The sequence below is a fragment of the Acidobacteriota bacterium genome (genome assembly GCA_016195325.1).
Classification (GTDB): domain Bacteria; phylum Acidobacteriota; class Polarisedimenticolia; order JACPZX01; family JACPZX01; genus JACPZX01.
The window spans coordinates 81,949-96,954 of record JACPZX010000062.1 but is presented as its reverse complement, the minus strand read 5'-3'; the positions used below and the strand labels follow the sequence as shown (position 1 = coordinate 96,954).

General features: G+C 67.6%; 10 protein-coding genes. 4 read left to right on the top strand and 6 right to left on the bottom strand.

Annotation, left to right across the window (positions count from 1 at the left end; translation table 11 throughout):
• Positions 1–1,740 (top strand): DUF3488 domain-containing protein (locus tag HY049_12030; GenBank protein ID MBI3449629.1); only part of this gene is annotated, 1,740 nt, incomplete at its 5' end.
• On the opposite strand, the gene HY049_12025 is transcribed toward HY049_12030, so the two are convergent.
• Genes HY049_12025 through dprA form a run of 5 tightly spaced genes read right to left on the bottom strand, consistent with a single transcriptional unit; the run spans position 1,664 to position 7,343 of the window.
• Positions 1,664–2,200 carry a hypothetical protein gene (locus tag HY049_12025; GenBank protein MBI3449628.1) on the bottom strand — a complete coding sequence of 179 codons (537 nt, stop codon included), beginning with the start codon at positions 2,198–2,200 and terminating at the stop codon, positions 1,664–1,666. The two genes, HY049_12030 and HY049_12025, sit on opposite strands and share 77 nt — an antisense overlap.
• A gap of 19 nt (positions 2,201–2,219) precedes the next feature.
• Positions 2,220–3,035 (bottom strand): inositol monophosphatase, encoded by an 816-nt coding sequence (locus tag HY049_12020; protein MBI3449627.1) that lies wholly within the window; start codon positions 3,033–3,035, stop codon positions 2,220–2,222.
• A 25-nt stretch (positions 3,036–3,060) separates the two neighbouring features.
• Positions 3,061–3,960, bottom strand: a complete 900-nt coding sequence (xerC, locus tag HY049_12015; protein ID MBI3449626.1) for a tyrosine recombinase XerC — start codon at positions 3,958–3,960, stop codon at positions 3,061–3,063.
• A gap of 6 nt (positions 3,961–3,966) precedes the next feature.
• Complete coding sequence (topA, locus tag HY049_12010) at positions 3,967–6,441, bottom strand: type I DNA topoisomerase (protein ID MBI3449625.1); 2,475 nt, start codon at positions 6,439–6,441, stop codon at positions 3,967–3,969.
• 11 nt (positions 6,442–6,452) lie between these two features.
• Positions 6,453–7,343, bottom strand: a complete 891-nt coding sequence (gene dprA, locus HY049_12005) for a DNA-protecting protein DprA (GenBank protein ID MBI3449624.1) — start codon at positions 7,341–7,343, stop codon at positions 6,453–6,455.
• A 557-nt stretch (positions 7,344–7,900) separates the two neighbouring features.
• On the opposite strand from dprA, the gene HY049_12000 reads away from it, so the two are divergent.
• The 3 genes from HY049_12000 to HY049_11990 all read left to right on the top strand — a co-directional run bounded on the left by HY049_12000 (position 7,901) and on the right by HY049_11990 (position 11,647).
• On the top strand, positions 7,901–9,133 hold the full coding sequence (locus HY049_12000) for a diguanylate cyclase (protein MBI3449623.1): 1,233 nt from the start codon (positions 7,901–7,903) through the stop codon (positions 9,131–9,133).
• A gap of 9 nt (positions 9,134–9,142) precedes the next feature.
• A complete protein-coding gene (locus tag HY049_11995) occupies positions 9,143–9,997 on the top strand; it encodes a DUF547 domain-containing protein (protein MBI3449622.1) in 855 nt (284 codons plus the stop codon).
• A gap of 291 nt (positions 9,998–10,288) precedes the next feature.
• Positions 10,289–11,647 (top strand): NAD(P)-binding domain-containing protein, encoded by a 1,359-nt coding sequence (locus HY049_11990; GenBank protein MBI3449621.1) that lies wholly within the window; start codon positions 10,289–10,291, stop codon positions 11,645–11,647.
• Between the two features lie 22 nt (positions 11,648–11,669).
• On the opposite strand, the gene HY049_11985 is transcribed toward HY049_11990, so the two are convergent.
• Positions 11,670–14,975 carry an efflux RND transporter permease subunit gene (locus HY049_11985; GenBank protein ID MBI3449620.1) on the bottom strand — a complete coding sequence of 1,102 codons (3,306 nt, stop codon included), beginning with the start codon at positions 14,973–14,975 and terminating at the stop codon, positions 11,670–11,672.
• Between the last annotated feature and the right edge of the window lie 31 nt (positions 14,976–15,006).

Here is a 15,006-nt window from a genome sequence, read left to right as displayed (position 1 = left end):
TTCTCGATGTGGATGGCGCTCTACCTCGTCGCCGCGACGTACACCCTCGCCGCGCTCAACGTCTCGGAGCGGGGCGTTCCGGCCGGGCCGCTCTCCCCGGCAGCGCCGGCTCCGGCCCTGCGCGGTCCGCTCGCGCGCCTGACGATGGCCGCGGCCCCGGTCGTCGTCGGCTGCGGCCTCGCGGTCTTCTTCGTCATCCCCCATTACGGCACGGGGTACTTCCGCGAGGCCTCGCGTACGACGCTTCGGCGCAGCCTCACCGGCTTCTCCGATCGGATCGAGCTGGGCTCGATCGGCAGCATCAAGAAGAGCCACGCGACGGTGATGCGCGTGGCGGCGGCCGGAAACGTTCCGCTGGAGCTTCCCCTGCGGATGCGGGGGATCGCGCTCGATCGATACGACGGGCGGACATGGAGCGTGAGCGGATCGCGGCGCCGTTGGCTCCAGGCCGACAGGGCGGGAACGTACATCGTCGATCCGGATCTCGACTCGCGGGGCGGGAGGCGCGGGCCCGACCGGCTCCACCTCAGCGTCATCCTCGAGCCCCTCGACGCGCACGTCCTCTTCACGCCTCCCGGCGTCGTGAGCGTCTCCCTCCCTCGATTCGACGGGGTCGAGATGGACGGGACCGGGAGCCTGTTCGCGACCGCGTCGTCCTCACACCGCTTCGAATACGCCGTCGACAGCCTCACGCGGCGCGGGCCGCAGGGCACGCCGCCGGGCGAGGCACCCCCCGAGCGGGCGGCCGCCTACCTCCAGCTTCCCGACCTCGATCCTCGGATCGCGGGGATCGCCCGGGACGTCACACGGCGATCGCGGGCACCGATCGAGAAAGCGCGCGCGCTCGAAAGCCACCTCCGCGCCTCCTACGCCTACTCGCTGGACGTGAACGACGCCGCCGTCGCGTCGCCGCTCGTCCACTTCCTGATCGAGAAACGCCCCGGCCACTGCGAGTACTTCGCCACGGCCCTCGCCATCCTCCTGCGCGTCGAGGGGATTCCGTCCCGCGTCGTCAACGGTTTCTACGGCGGCGAGCGATCGGAGCTGACGGACCAGACCATCCTGCGGCAGTCCGACGCGCACTCGTGGGTCGAGGCGTGGATTCCAGGCGAGGGATGGGTGACTCTCGATCCGACGCCGCCGGACACAGTGGCGCTCCCGCTGTGGGATGTCGCGGGCCGGCTCAAGCGCCTCCTCGAGGAGAGCGAGATCGCCTGGGACACGTGGATCGTCGGGCTCGATCTGGAGGACCAGCGCGGAATGCTCGAGGATGTCCGCGACCGGATCGACCTGACGCTGGCGGCGCTCGTCGTCGAGACGCGCCAGCTCGCGTCGAGGATGTCGGAATGGATCGGGCTCCCCCGCTTCGCCGGAGGTGTGACGCTGCTGCTCGCCGCCGCGCTCGCGGCCGTCTCGACCGCGGGCTGGGCGGCCGTCCGCGCGTCCAGGGCGTGGCGACGACGGCGCTCCGGGCTTTCGGATCATCCGGCGACGGTGCTCTTCCGCGCCTTCGAGCATCGATGCGCCCGCGCGGGATGGACCCGCGAGCCCTCGGTGAGCCCGGGGGAGTTCGCGCGCCGGGCGGGGGCGGCGGATGTGGCCGCGTCGTTCGAGGCCGCGCGCTACGGGGAGCCGGCGAGCCAGCCGGAGGCGGTCGAGCGCCTCAGGACTTCGATCCGTGGCTTTCGCGTGCCGACAGCACCTCCGCGAGCGCGCCCCACGTCTCGTCATCCTGGCTGACGAGCGTCTCGAGGTACGTCGTCACGTCGCGCGGGTCGAACTCCTCGTAAAGCTTCGCCGCCGCGGACCCGAGCTTTTCCACCTTCTGTTTCGGCGTCTCCTCCTGGATGCGCCCCTCCTCGTGGGCGATGCCCAGCAGATCGAGGAAGCGCGCCATCATCGGGATCTGGTGCGCGAGGTGGTACGCGAAGAGGATGTTCGCGGCCAGGTGATCCGGCATCGCGGCGTACCCGGCGAGATACGACGCGCGCTTCGGGAGGGGGGCCGACTTGATCGATTGCGGCCGGAAGCGGAGCGACTGCGCGAGGAGCGCGGCCGCGATGTCGATCTCGGGGGGCTTCACGACGGGCGACTTCCAGAACGAGGCCGCCGCCTTCAGCCGGCGATCGTGATCGAGGGAGCGCCAGATCCGGAGGGCCTGGAACCTCTCGTGATCCGCCTTGCCTTCCGCGCCGGTCATGATCCATTCCCTCCTTCGCTCACGGGTAGTGCCTTCGGATGATGGCGAGCAGGCTTTCGAGAATGCGCGGCGGCCCCGCCACGATGTTCCCCGTGGCCAGATAGCCGTCGCCTCCCTCGAACTCCCGCGACGCCCCTCCGGACTCGACGATCAGGAGCGATCCCGCGGCCATGTCCCACGGCGACAGGCACATCTCGAAGAACCCGTCGACCCTGCCGCACGCGACGTACGCGAGATCGAGCGCCGCCGAGCCGGGTCGCCTGATCCCCTGCGTCGCGCCGTGGAGATCCTCGAAGATCCTGAGATACTTCGCCAGCAGATGTTGCGCCCGAAACGGGAAACCCGTCGCCAGCAGGCAGCCCGACAGCTCCCGCTGCCCGGACACGTGAAGCCTTTCGCCGTTCAGGTACGCCCCGCCCCCCTTCGTGGCCGTGAAGAGCTCTTCCCGCAGCGGATCGAAGACGACCCCGGCAACCACGTCCTCCCCCGAAGGCTTGCCCGGCCGGGAGACCGCGGCCGCGATCGAGACGCAGAAGATCGGAAAGCCGTGGATGAAGTTCGTCGTGCCGTCCAGCGGGTCGATGATCCACCGGATGGCTCCGCCGCCGTCCGTTGCCGCCGACTCCTCGGCGAGGATCGCGTGATCCGGATGGCGGGCCGCGATGACCCCGACGACCGCCGCCTCGGATTCCCGATCGACCGCCGTGACGAAGTCGTTCCGCGCCTTGGCGGCGTACGGAATGCGGGCCCCGGATCGGTGCGCCGCCATGATCACCGCCGCGCCCGCGCGCGCCGCGTCGATCGCCGTCGTCAGAAGTTCCTGGTGCTCGGCCACGACACGGCTCTCCGATCGATCGGCGTCACGCTCTCGGATGCGACTTGTTGTAGATGCGGAGCATCTGCTCCGTGCTGACGTGAGTGTACCTCTGGGTCGTGGAAAGGGAAGCGTGGCCGAGCAGCTCCTGGATCGCCCGGAGATCGGCGCCCCGGTTGAGGAGATGCGTGGCGAAGGAGTGGCGGAGGCCGTGAGGCGAGATCCGGTGCTTCGAGGCGCACTCGGTGAGGCGCGCTGCGAGCATCCGCCTCACGCTTCGATCGGTGAGGCGCGTGCCGTTCTTGTTCACGAACACGGCGTCCGATCCGCGGCCCGCCGCGCGCGCGGGTGACGATCGACGCGCCGCGAGGTACTCGAGGAGCGCGCCCTTCGCCTTCTCGCCGAAGAGGACGTGGCGCTCCTTGCTCCCCTTGCCGAGGACGAGGATCGTCCCTTCGGAGAGATCCACGGCCGCGAGATCGAGGGAGACGATCTCCCCGACGCGCATCCCGGTCGCGTAGAGGAGCTCGAGGAGCGCGCGATCGCGCTTTCCCATGATCGTCTTCGACTCGGGCGTCTCGAGAAGGACCGTCACCTCACCCTCGTCGAGAAACTTCGGGAGTTTCTTCTCTTGCCGCGGCGTCCTCACGGAGCGCGCCGGGTTCTCGTCGAGCTTCCCCTCACGGACTAGATATCGGAAGCACGACCGCACCGCGGAGAGTTTTCTCGCGATCGTGGCGCGGCCGTCCTTGCGATCGTGGAGCCAGCCGAGGAAGGCGCGGATGACGAGGGGATCGACCGACCCAGGGCTCGCGGCCGCGATCCCCCGCCCGGCCAGGAACAACTTGAACTGCTCGAGGTCCGAGCCGTATGAGCGGACCGTGGCGGGCGAGTAGTGGCGCTCGTCCGTGAGGTACGAAAGAAAGGCGGCGACCGATCGCCTCATCTCACCTCAGACCGTCACGGGCTCGATCGTCTCCTTGAAGTCGCACGCCTCGTTCGAGCAGTACACGAACTCTCCGTCGCGCTTCGTCTTCTTCTCGAGCAGGTACGTCGCCTGGCACTTGGGACAGGCGCGCAGCACGGGCTTGTTCCAGAGGACGAAGTCGCACTTCGGGTAATTGTCGCAGCCGTAGAAGGTGCGGCCGCGCTTGCTCCGCCGCTCGACGACGTGGCCTCCGTCCTTCGGGCACGGCACGCCGACGTCCTTCTGCTTCGTGTACCGGCACTCCGGGTAGTTGCTGCACGCCGTGAACTCGCCGAACCGGCCGTGCTTCACGACGAGCTTCTTCCCGCACTTGGGGCACTCCTCGTCGAGCGTGATCTCCTGCTTCGACTCGAGCTTGCCGCTCTCGGTCACCTGGATGCGGCGGGTGGTCTTGCACTCGGGGTACCCGGAGCAGGCGATGAAGGGGCCGAAGCGCCCCTTCCGGAGGACCATCGGCTTCCCGCACTTCGGGCAGGTCTCATCAATCGCGGCGGGCGCCGCGGCCACGACCCCATCGGCGTTCGGCTCCCCGCCGTTCGCGGCCGGGTGCATCTCCTGCGTGTTGCGGCATTCGGGGTATCCGGAGCAGGCGAGGAACTTCCCGTAGCGGCCCCACTTGATGACCATCGGCTTGCCGCACTTCTCGCAGACGGAATCGGTGGCGATCTCCTCGGTCTTCACGTTCCGCATCTCGGTGGTCGCGCGCTTGAGGTCCTTCGTGAACTTGGTGTTGAACTCCTTCAGCGCCTCGACCCAGTCGAGCTTCCCGTCCTCGATCTCGTCGAGCTCCTCCTCGAGGCGAGCGGTGTAGCCGATGTCGACGATGTCCCCGAATGACTGGACGAGAAGCTCGGTCACGAGGCGCCCCATCTCCGAGGGGATGAAACGTCCCTTGTCCTTCTCGACGTATTCGCGCGCCTGAATCGTCCCGAGGATGCTGGCGTAGGTCGAAGGACGGCCGATGCCGTTCTCCTCGAGCGCTTTCACGAGCATCGCCTCGCTGTACCGGGGCGGCGGCTGCGTGAAGTGCTGCTCGTGCTTGAGACCGAGCCGGCGGAGACTCTGCCCCTGGGCGAGGGGGGGAAGGATGCGGCTGGCCTCGTCCTCGTCGGCGCCGCGCGCGGCGTCGGCCGCCTCGGCCTCCTCCTCCTTGTCCTTCTTCTTCGCCTCGGGCGAGTCGTCGTAGACGTTGAGAAACCCGGGGAACTTTACGACCGATCCGGAGGCGCGGAAGGTGTACCGGCCGGCCTGGATGTCGGCGGCGGTCGTGTCGAAGATCGCGGACTCCATCTGCGACGCGACGAAGCGGTTCCAGATCAGCAGGTAGAGGTTGAACTCGTCCTTCGAGAGGTGCTTCTGCACCACCTCGGGAGCGAACTCCAGCGAGGTCGGGCGAATGGCCTCGTGCGCGTCCTGCGCTCCCTTGCGGGACGCGTAGGCGCGCGGCTTGTCGGGAAGATTCTCCTTCCCGTACCGCTTCGCGACGAACTCGCGGACCTGCAACAGCGCCTCGTCCGCGATGCGCGTCGAGTCGGTTCTCATGTAGGTGATGAGGCCGACCGCGCCGAGATCGCCGATTTCCTTTCCTTCGTAGAGCCCCTGCGCGATCATCATCGTCTTCTTGACGGTGAACCCGAGCCGTCTCGCGGCGTCCTGCTGCAGGCGGCTGGTGATGAACGGCGCGACCGGATGGCGTTTCTTCTCCTTGGCCGTGACCTCCTGGACGACGAAAGATGCACCCGCGAGGTCCGCGAGGACCTGGTCCATCTCCTGCTTGGTCTTCGCCTCGAACTTCTCGCCGTCACGCTTGCTGAGCCGCGCCTCGAACGGGGGCGGCTCGCCCGCGGCGAGCTTGGCGGCCAGGGACCAGTACTCCTCGGCCTTGAAGACCTCTCTCTCCTTCTCCCGGTCGCAAATCATCCGCAGCGCGACGGACTGCACGCGCCCGGCCGACAGGCCCCGCCGGACCTTGTCCCACAGGAGCGGGCTGATCTTGTAGCCGACGAGCCGATCGAGGATGCGGCGCGCCTGCTGCGCATCGACCTTGTTCTCGTCGATCTTCCCGGGCTTGGCCATCGCCGCCGTGATCGCCTTCTTCGTGATCTCGTTGAAGAGGACCCGGTAGATCTTCTTGCTGACGGACTTCAGCTCCTGCGCGAGATGCCAGCAGATCGCCTCTCCCTCGCGATCGGGGTCGGCCGCCAGGTACACGGCGTCGGCGGTCTCGGCGCTCTTCCGGAGCTCGTCGATGACCTTCTTCCGCCCCGCAAGGACCTGGTACGTCGGCTTGAAGTTCTTCTTCTCGTCGACGCCGATCTTGTTCTTGGGGAGATCGCGAACGTGCCCCATCGAGGCCTTTACGACGTGCCCGGCCCCGAGGAATTTCATGATCGTCTTCGCCTTCGCGGGCGATTCGACGATGACCAGCGCTTTCGCCACTCTTCTCTCCGTCATACCTTCCGGACGAACCGGCCGCCCGGCCACTGTTGTATGCGTCCCATCAGCTCGAGCTCGAGGAGCGAGCCCAACAACTCTCCCGGCGCCAGACCCAGCGTCGCGGACAGCTCGTCCGCGGTGCTGCCTCGGTGCGCATCGAGCGCCGCGAGGATGGCGGCGCCCCCGGGAACGGCATCATTATTAATGTCCGCGGCCCCGTCCGCGCCACTCCCATCCCCGGGATCGCCCGAAAGCCCCCGCAACTCATGGCTTTCCGGTGCGAAGGGCAGCTCCTCGAGAATGTCCCCGAGGCGCCTCACCAGCTTCGCCCCGGCCTGGATCAGCTCATGCGGTCCGTCGCTCAGCGACGAGGTGATCGGCCCCGGAACTGCGAAGACCTCGCGCCCGAAATCGGCTGCCAGACGGGCGGTGATCAAAGAGCCGCTCTCGCGCGCCCCCTCGACGACCACGACGCCGTGCCCGAGCCCCGCGATGATGCGATTCCTGAAGGGGAAGAAGCGAGGCTGTGGACCGGTTCCGAACGGAAACTCGCTGACGACGGCGCCTGAGACCGCGATGCGCTCGAACAGATTCCGGTTCTCCTTCGGGTACGGCACGTCGAGGCCCGATCCCATGACGGCGACGGTCACGCCTCCCGCGTCCAGCGCCCCCTGATGGGCAGCGCTGTCAATCCCGCGGGCTCCACCGCTGACGACGGCGTACCCCGCGACCACGAGGTCACGCCCCAGAGCCTTCGCGACCCCGAGACCGTACGGGGTCGCGATGCGCGCGCCTACGACCGCGCCGGCCGGATGTGACAGCGCTTCGGCAGCGCCGAGGACATGAAGCAGCGCCGGGGGATCGGGGACCGTTCTCAGCCATGCGGGGTAGCGCGGGTCGTCCAACGGGACGCTGGCGGCGCCGCATGCACCCGCCGCCGCCCTTTGCCCGTCGACCCATGCGTCCCGGCTCCTGCCCGGATCGGGCCGAGCGGGCGCGAATATATCGTTGCCTCCGGAGAGGCGCAACAAACCGAACCGATCCCACTCTTCCAGCGGGGCCGCAACCGCGGCTTCGAGGGATCCAAACCGGGCGAGAAACTCTGCGCGTCGAGTCGGGTTGCCGGCGGTCACGAGCCCGAGGAGAAGCCAGGCCTTCAGCCGATCCGATGAGTGCGAAGGCGCGTCCACCGGCGCTCCTGCCGGGACCGCGGTCAGGGGAGCGTGCGTTTCGAGGGCGCAACTATGGCGGGCCGATCCGTCCTCGTCAAGGCGCCGTGACGATTCGAGGTCTCCCCGAAGAACCCGACGACCGGAATCGGAGCCTTGCGATACCGAGAATAGGCCAACGGGTTCAGTCTGTTCCGTTTGCCGGCTTCACGCCCCGCGGGTATACTGGCCTTGCTTCTACGGGACATATCTGAAAGGGGCGAACGTGCATAGTCGAACGGGAGGGTTGGGGCATGGATAGTTCCCTCACCCTGTTGCTGGGCGCACTCCTCCTCGTCGTGGGCGCCGGGCTCGGCATGTTCGTGATGAGGCTGCGACTCACCCCCGATCTCAACTCCTTCAAGGCGAAGGCGGACGATCTGTCGCGCCGCGCGGACGAGATGAGCGTCGCCATGCAGCGCACCCAGGCCGAGAACAAGAATCTCTCCGCCTTCCTCGTCATGCTCCCCGACGTCGCGCGCCGGCTGAACTCGCATCTCGAGAAGCGCAACATCGCGCCCCTCCTCGCGAACGTCCTCGAGCACATCTTCGAGCCATCGCAGATCCTTGTCTTCTTCACGAACCGCGAGGAGAAATTCCTCTACCTCGCGTTCAAGAAGGGGGTCCCAGATCGCGTGCCGCTCGGAATGCGGATGACGATGACCGACGGGATGATCGGCTGGGTCGCGACTCACCAGGTCACGATGGACAAGGAGGACTTCCACCAGCAGACGGGCGGGCGCATGCGCCAGAACGTCGATCTCGCGTTCGATCCATCGATGGCGATCGAGCTGATCGCTCCGATGTCGTACGAGAACGAGTGCCTCGGCGTCATCTGCGTCGGCGGAATTTCGCGCCGGCCCTCCGACCACAAGCGCATGATCAAGATGGTCGCCGACCTCGGCTCGCTCGCCGTCTTCAACTACTCGCTCTACACGTCGTTCGAATCCATGGCCAACTCGGATCAGCTCACGAAGCTCTTCACGAAGCGCTACCTCCTTCCGAAGCTCGGCACGCAGATCCACGACGCGGAGCAGAACGATCAGCCTCTCTCGGTCTTCATCTTCGACATCGACCACTTCAAGCACTACAACGACTCGCAGGGCCATCTCGCCGGCGACGAGGTCCTCCGCATGGTCGGCGGCCTCGTGAAGGGGGAGGTCCGCGAGGAGGACACCGCGGCGCGATATGGCGGCGAGGAGTTCGTCGTCGTCCTCCCGAACACGACCAAGGAGAACGCCGTCGCGATGGCCGAGAAGATCCGGCGCAAGCTCGAGTCGCATCCATTCCCGAACGCCGCCTCGCAGCCGCTCGGCGCGGTCACGATCAGCGGCGGCGTCGCCACGCTCGGCGACGACGGCCGGACGACGAACGAGCTGCTCGGCGCCGCCGATCAGGCGCTCTACCTCTCGAAGGAGAACGGCAGGAACCGGGTCACGGCGTACAAGATCCGCTACCTCAGCGACGAAGAGGAGGTCCCGGCCTAGAATGCCGGAATGCGACCGACTCCGCTCCTCGGCTCCCGCTACGCCCTCCCCCTCGTCCCTTCCCTCGCGCTCGTCGCCGTCCTCGCGACCGCGTGCGGAGCTCCGGCCAGCGCTCCAGCGACCGGGGAGATCGCTTCGGAGGTGCGTGCCGCGATCGAGAGAGGGAGCGCCTCGTTCGACCACGCGGACTGGGGGAGGCTTCTCGCCGCCGGGACGCGCGACGGCCTCGTCGACTACGCGTACTTCCGGGAGCACCGCGCGGAGCTGGACGGGTACCTCGCGCGCGTGGCGTCGGTCGAACCGTCGTCGCTCGCCGGTCCGCAGCTCGAGGCGGTCCTCATCAACGCCTACAACGCGCTGACCGTCCGGTCGATTCTCGACAACCCGTCCGTCGCGTCGATCCGGGAGATTGACGGCGTCTGGGACAGGCGCGCCCACCGGGTCGCCGGTCACGACCTCACCCTCGACGCGATTGAGCACAACCTCCTTCGCCCGTTCTTCAAGGACCCGCGGATCCACTTCGCGGTGAACTGCGCCTCGATGTCCTGCGCCCCGCTGGCCTCCGTCGCGTGGGACGGCGCGCGCCTCGACGACCAGCTCGACGCCGCGGCGAGGAGATTTCTCTCCGATCCGAGGCAGGTGCGCATGGAGCACGGCGTCCTGTACCTCTCGAGCTACTTCAAGTGGTACGGGCAGGACTTCACGGCGGAGGGATGGCGGCCTCGCGCCACCACGATTCCCGAGTTCGTCGCCGCCTACGCGCGCGCCGACGTCGCCGCCGCGATTCGCGCCGCGGGCTCCGGAATCAAGATCGAGTTCCTCGACTACGACTGGAAACTCAACGCCGACCAGCGGCGGAACTGAGCCTCCGGACGGGCAGGCTGCGGGCGGCCTGCGGCCCGCCCGCGTCCGATGTCGGGGTCGTGCGGCATTTCAGGGTTCTCGACGGTTCATTGCGGCAGGAGCGGAAACCCGGGATTCACGGGCTTCCCCATCGCGTGCGGAGGCGCGGCGCCGGACGCCGGTTTCGAAGGGGTGCGCTTCCCCCTGCGATTGGGCGCGGCGCCGCCTTGGACGCCGCGCCGGACGTCGTCCATATTGCAGGGAGTGGTCGGGGGCCCGGGAGCCCTCCCCAGGCGGAAGGATGGACGGGACATGATGAACGGCCTGACGTACGTGCTCCTCGCGCTCGTGTTCGTCCTGGCGGAGATCTCGCACATCAGGAGCAGAAAGAAAAAGGAAGAGCTAGCGCGCGCCGGCGCCGAGAAGGGAAAACTTTTCTCCGAGGGGCCGAAAGCCCAGCATCCCTACATCGACGTAGGCCAGTGCATCGGCTGCGGCGCGTGCACCGACGTCTGCCCGGAAGGGGACGTCCTCGGCGTGATCGGCGGCAAGGCCTCCATCATCAACGGCCACAAGTGCATCGGTCACGGGCTGTGCGCCGAGGCCTGCCCGGTCGGCGCCATCGCCATCGTCATGGCCAGCCCCGCGATGGGGGCGGACCTGCCGAGACTGACGCCGGAGTTCGAGACGAGCGTCAGGAACATGTTCGTCGTCGGAGAGCTGGGCGGGCTGGCGCTGGTCAAGAACGCGGTGAACCAGGGGCGCGATTGCATCGACACCATCGCCAGGCGGATCAAGGAAGGGAAGATGGCGAAGCTGGCGCCCGGTGTCGTCGACGTCTGCATCGTCGGCGCGGGTCCGGGCGGCATCAGCGCCTCGCTGCGCGCCATCGAGAACAAGATCACGCACGTGACCGTCGAACAGGACGAGTTCGGCGGGACGGTGGCCAAGTACCCGCGCCAGAAGCTCGTGATGACCAGCCCCGTTGAGTTCCCCATGTACGGCAAGTTCAAGAAGCTGGAGATCTCCAAGGAAGAGCTGCTCTCGTTCTGGGGAGGTCTCTCGAAGAGGGCCGATCTCAACGTGCGCACTCACGAAAAGGTCGAGGAGATCACCAGGGGCGGGGACGGCGTCTTCACGGTCCAGACCTCGAAGGGAGTGCACCGCTCACGAAGCGTCATTCTCGCCCTCGGCCGCCGCGGCACGCCGAAGAAGCTCGGCGTCGCCGGCGAGGATCTCCCCAAGGTGATGTACAGCCTGATCGAGGCCGAGGCCTACACGAACGCGAAGATCCTGGTCGTCGGGGGCGGCGACAGCGCGATCGAGGCCGCGATGGGACTCGCCCACCAGAAGGGGAACCAGGTGACGCTGTCGTACCGCAAGGAGGCGTTCAGCCGCATCAAGGAGCGCAACGCCCTGCGAATCGAGGAGTGCATCCGGAAGAAGATGATCCGGGTGATCTTCGAGTCGAATCCGGTCGAATTCCGTCAGCCCTCCGTGCTTCTCGACGTGAAGGGGCCGGTGCAGGAGATCCCCAACGACTACGCCTGGGTCTTCGCCGGCGGCACGCCGCCGAACGACTTCCTCCGGAAGGTCGGGGTCGAGATCGGCACGCGCGACCTCACGGCCGACGTGAAGGAGGAGGCGAAGCTCAAGGGCTACGCCGCCTGAGCCCCGCGGCCCGGACCGGGCGCTACGGCGTCACCGCCGTCAGGCCGCCCTCCTGCCCCGCTGCCGGGAAAGCGCCCGCGGTCGCGTCTTTCGGAACGTGGCGGCCCCTCCAGATCTCGTAGATCGCGGGATACACGAGCAGCTCGAGGATGAACGAGGTGAAGATCCCTCCGACCATCGGCGCGGCGATGCGCTTCATGACGTCGGACCCGGTGCCCGTGGCCCACATGACGGGGAAGAGCCCGATGCACATCGTGGCGAAGGTCATGAACTTCGGCCGCAACCGCTTCGCCGCCCCGTGCACGATGGCCTCGCGCAGCTCGGAGAGATTGCGGAGACGGCCGCGTTGCCGCGCGTCCTCGTGGGCCAGGTCGAGGTACAGCAGCATGAAGACGCCCGTCTCCGCGTCCACTCCGAGGAGGGCGATGAGCCCCACCCAGACACCAACGCTCATGTTGTATCCGGCCACGTACAGGAACCAGATCGCGCCGACCGCCGAGAAGGGTACGGCGAGCAGGATGATCATCGTCTTCACGAGCGAGCGCGTGTTCAGGAAGAGGAGAACGACGACGAGCGCCAGCGTCAGCGGGACGACGGTCTTCAACCTCTCCCGGACCCGCTGCATCGCCTCGTATTGACCGCTCCAGGAGACCGAGCAGCCCGAGGGGAGCTGCAGCTTCCGGCGGAGCAGCTCTCCGGCTTCGGCGACGTAGGAGGCCGGGTCCCTCCCCTCGACATCGACGTAGACATACCCCGTCAGGAGTCCGTCCTCGTCGCGAATCATCGAGGGGCCCCGGCTGACCTGGATGTCCGCGAGATCGCCGAGCGTCACGCGCCGCTCCCCCCCCACCGGCACGAGGACGCGTTTCAGGGCCCCGATGTCGCTGCGAAAGTCACGCTTGTACCGTACGTTCACCGGGTAGCGCGCGCGGCCGTCCACCACCGTGGAGATGTTCTCGCCGCCGATCGAGTTCTCGACCACGCGCTGCACGTCGACGATGCTCAGCGCATAGCGGGCCATGCGCTCGCGGTTCCATCGGATGTCGACGAAATACCCGCCGCCCGTGCGCTCCGCGAAGACTCCCCGCGTGCCGACGACCCCGGGGAGGAGCTTCTCGATCTCGGTCCCGACCCCCTCGATCCCGTCGAGATCGGCGCCCGAGATCTTCAGACCGATCGGCGTGCGCAAGCCGGTCGTCAGCATGTCGATCCGCCCCCGGACCGGCATCGTCCACGAGTTGGTCATCCCGGGAATCGAGAGCGCCGCGTTCATCCTCCCGATCAGCTGATCCTGGGAGATCGTGTCGGGGGTCACGTGCCGCAGGAGTCTCGCGGCCCACTCGGGGGCCCATTCGGAGTACCAGGTGGAGACGTGCCGCCACTGGGAGCGCGGTTTCAGGGAGACGACCGTCTCCAGCATCGAGAGAGGCGCCGGATCCGTCGCCGTCTCGGCGCGGCCCGCCTTTCCGAGCACGTGGTCGACCTCGGGGAACGACTCGAGAATGCGATCGGAAGCCTGGAGCAGCGCTTCGGCCTGCGCGACCGAGATCCCGGGCATCGTCGACGGCATGTAGAGGATGACGCCCTCGTCGAGGGGCGGCATGAACTCCGACCCCAGCGCGAAGAAAACCGGCACGGTCGCCACGACGAGCGCGATCGCGGCGCCTACGACGGCCACCTTCCATCGCAGGGTCCAGCGGACGATCGGCTCGTACACCCCCATGAGAGCCCGGTTGATCGGATGCCGCTCCTCCTGGCGGATCTTCCCGACCAGCGTGACGGTCGCCAGCCTCGCGAGCCACGCGGGCCGAAACCGGAATGCATCGCGCCGCGTGAGGAGCATCCGGAGAGCAGGATCCAGGGTGATGGCGAGGACGGCCGCGATGACCATGGCGAGGGTCTTCGTCCAGGCGAGCGGCCTGAAGAGCCGCCCTTCCTGGGCTTCCAGGGTCAGCACGGGGAGGAATGAGATCGCCACCACCAGGAGCGCGAAGAAGGTGGGCCCGGCGACCTCCTTCACCGCGCCGAGCACGACGGCGCGGTAGTCTCCCCGGCGCCCGTCCCTCTCCCACAGCTCCAGCTTCTTGTGCGTCTGCTCCACGACCACGATCGAGGCGTCGATCAGCTCGCTGAAGGCGATGACGATTCCCGTGAGGGACATGATGTTGGCGCTGATGCCGAGCATCCGGAAGGGAATGAACGACAGGAGCACCGCCACCGGGATGGTGACGATCGGGATGATCGAGCTGGGAATGTGCCAGAGGAAGAGAAGGATGATGAGCGCGACGGTGCAGACGACCTCGAGGCTCGTCTGCTTCACGTTGTCGATCGACCGGCGAATCAGCTCGGAGCGATCGTACACGGGGACGACCTTCACGCCCGGCGGCAGCCCCGGCTCGATCTCCCTGAGCTTCGCCTTCACCCGGTCGATGACGTCGAGGGCGTTCTCGCCGCTCCGCATGACGACGATCCCCGAGACGACCTCACCCCTGCCGTCCAGGTCCGCGACGCCGCGCCGGATGTCGGGGCCGAGCGACACCTCGCCGACGTCCTTCACCCGGATGGCCGTGCCGTCCTCGCTGGCCTTCACGACGATGTTGCCGAAGTCCTCGATGGAGCGCGCGTAGCCCCGGCCGCGCACCATGTACTCCGCGCCGCCGAATTCGAGCAGGCGCCCGCCCGCCTCGTAATTCCCCTCTCGCACCACCTCCGCCACGCGACGCGCCGAGATCCCGTAGGCGAGAAGACGCCCCGGGTCGAGGTTGACCTGGAACTGGCGCGTGAACCCGCCAACGGGGGCGACCTCCGCGACGCCGCGCACCGACTTCAGCTGGTAGCGGAGATTCCAGTCCTGGAACGATCGAAGATCGGCGAGGGAGTGCGTGGCCGAGTCGTCGACCAGGGCGTACTGGAAAACCCATCCGAGGCCGGTCGCATCCGGCCCGAGCTCGGTCTTGACTCCCTCCGGGAGGCCGGGCAGGACTCCCGACAGGTACTCCAGGGTTCGCGATCGCGCCCAGTAGAGATCGGTGCCGTCGTCGAAGATGACGTAGACGTACGAGTAGCCAAAATCGGAGTAGCCGCGCACGGTCTTCACGTGCGGCGCCCCCAGCATCGCGCTCACGATGGGATAGGTGACCTGGTCTTCGATGACGTCCGGGCTGCGGTCCCATCGGGAGAAGACGATGACCTGGGTGTCCCCCAGGTCCGGCATCGCGTCCAGGGGCACGGTCCGGAGCGCCCACACTCCGGCGAGGCACGCGATCGCGACGACGGCGAAGACGAGGGTCTTGTTGCGAACCGAGAAGTCGACGACGCGGTCAATCATGGGGAGCGGTTCCCCGCGGGGTGTCCGCCGG

Coding starts and splice junctions, on each gene's coding strand:
- HY049_12000 (MBI3449623.1), top strand. CDS start 7,901: ATGGATAGTTCCCTCACCCTGTTGCTGGGCGCACTCCTCCTCGTCGTG.
- xerC (MBI3449626.1), bottom strand. CDS start 3,960: ATGAGGCGATCGGTCGCCGCCTTTCTTTCGTACCTCACGGACGAGCGC.
- HY049_11985 (MBI3449620.1), bottom strand. CDS start 14,975: ATGATTGACCGCGTCGTCGACTTCTCGGTTCGCAACAAGACCCTCGTC.
- HY049_11995 (MBI3449622.1), top strand. CDS start 9,143: ATGCGACCGACTCCGCTCCTCGGCTCCCGCTACGCCCTCCCCCTCGTC.
- HY049_11990 (MBI3449621.1), top strand. CDS start 10,289: ATGATGAACGGCCTGACGTACGTGCTCCTCGCGCTCGTGTTCGTCCTG.
- HY049_12025 (MBI3449628.1), bottom strand. CDS start 2,200: ATGACCGGCGCGGAAGGCAAGGCGGATCACGAGAGGTTCCAGGCCCTC.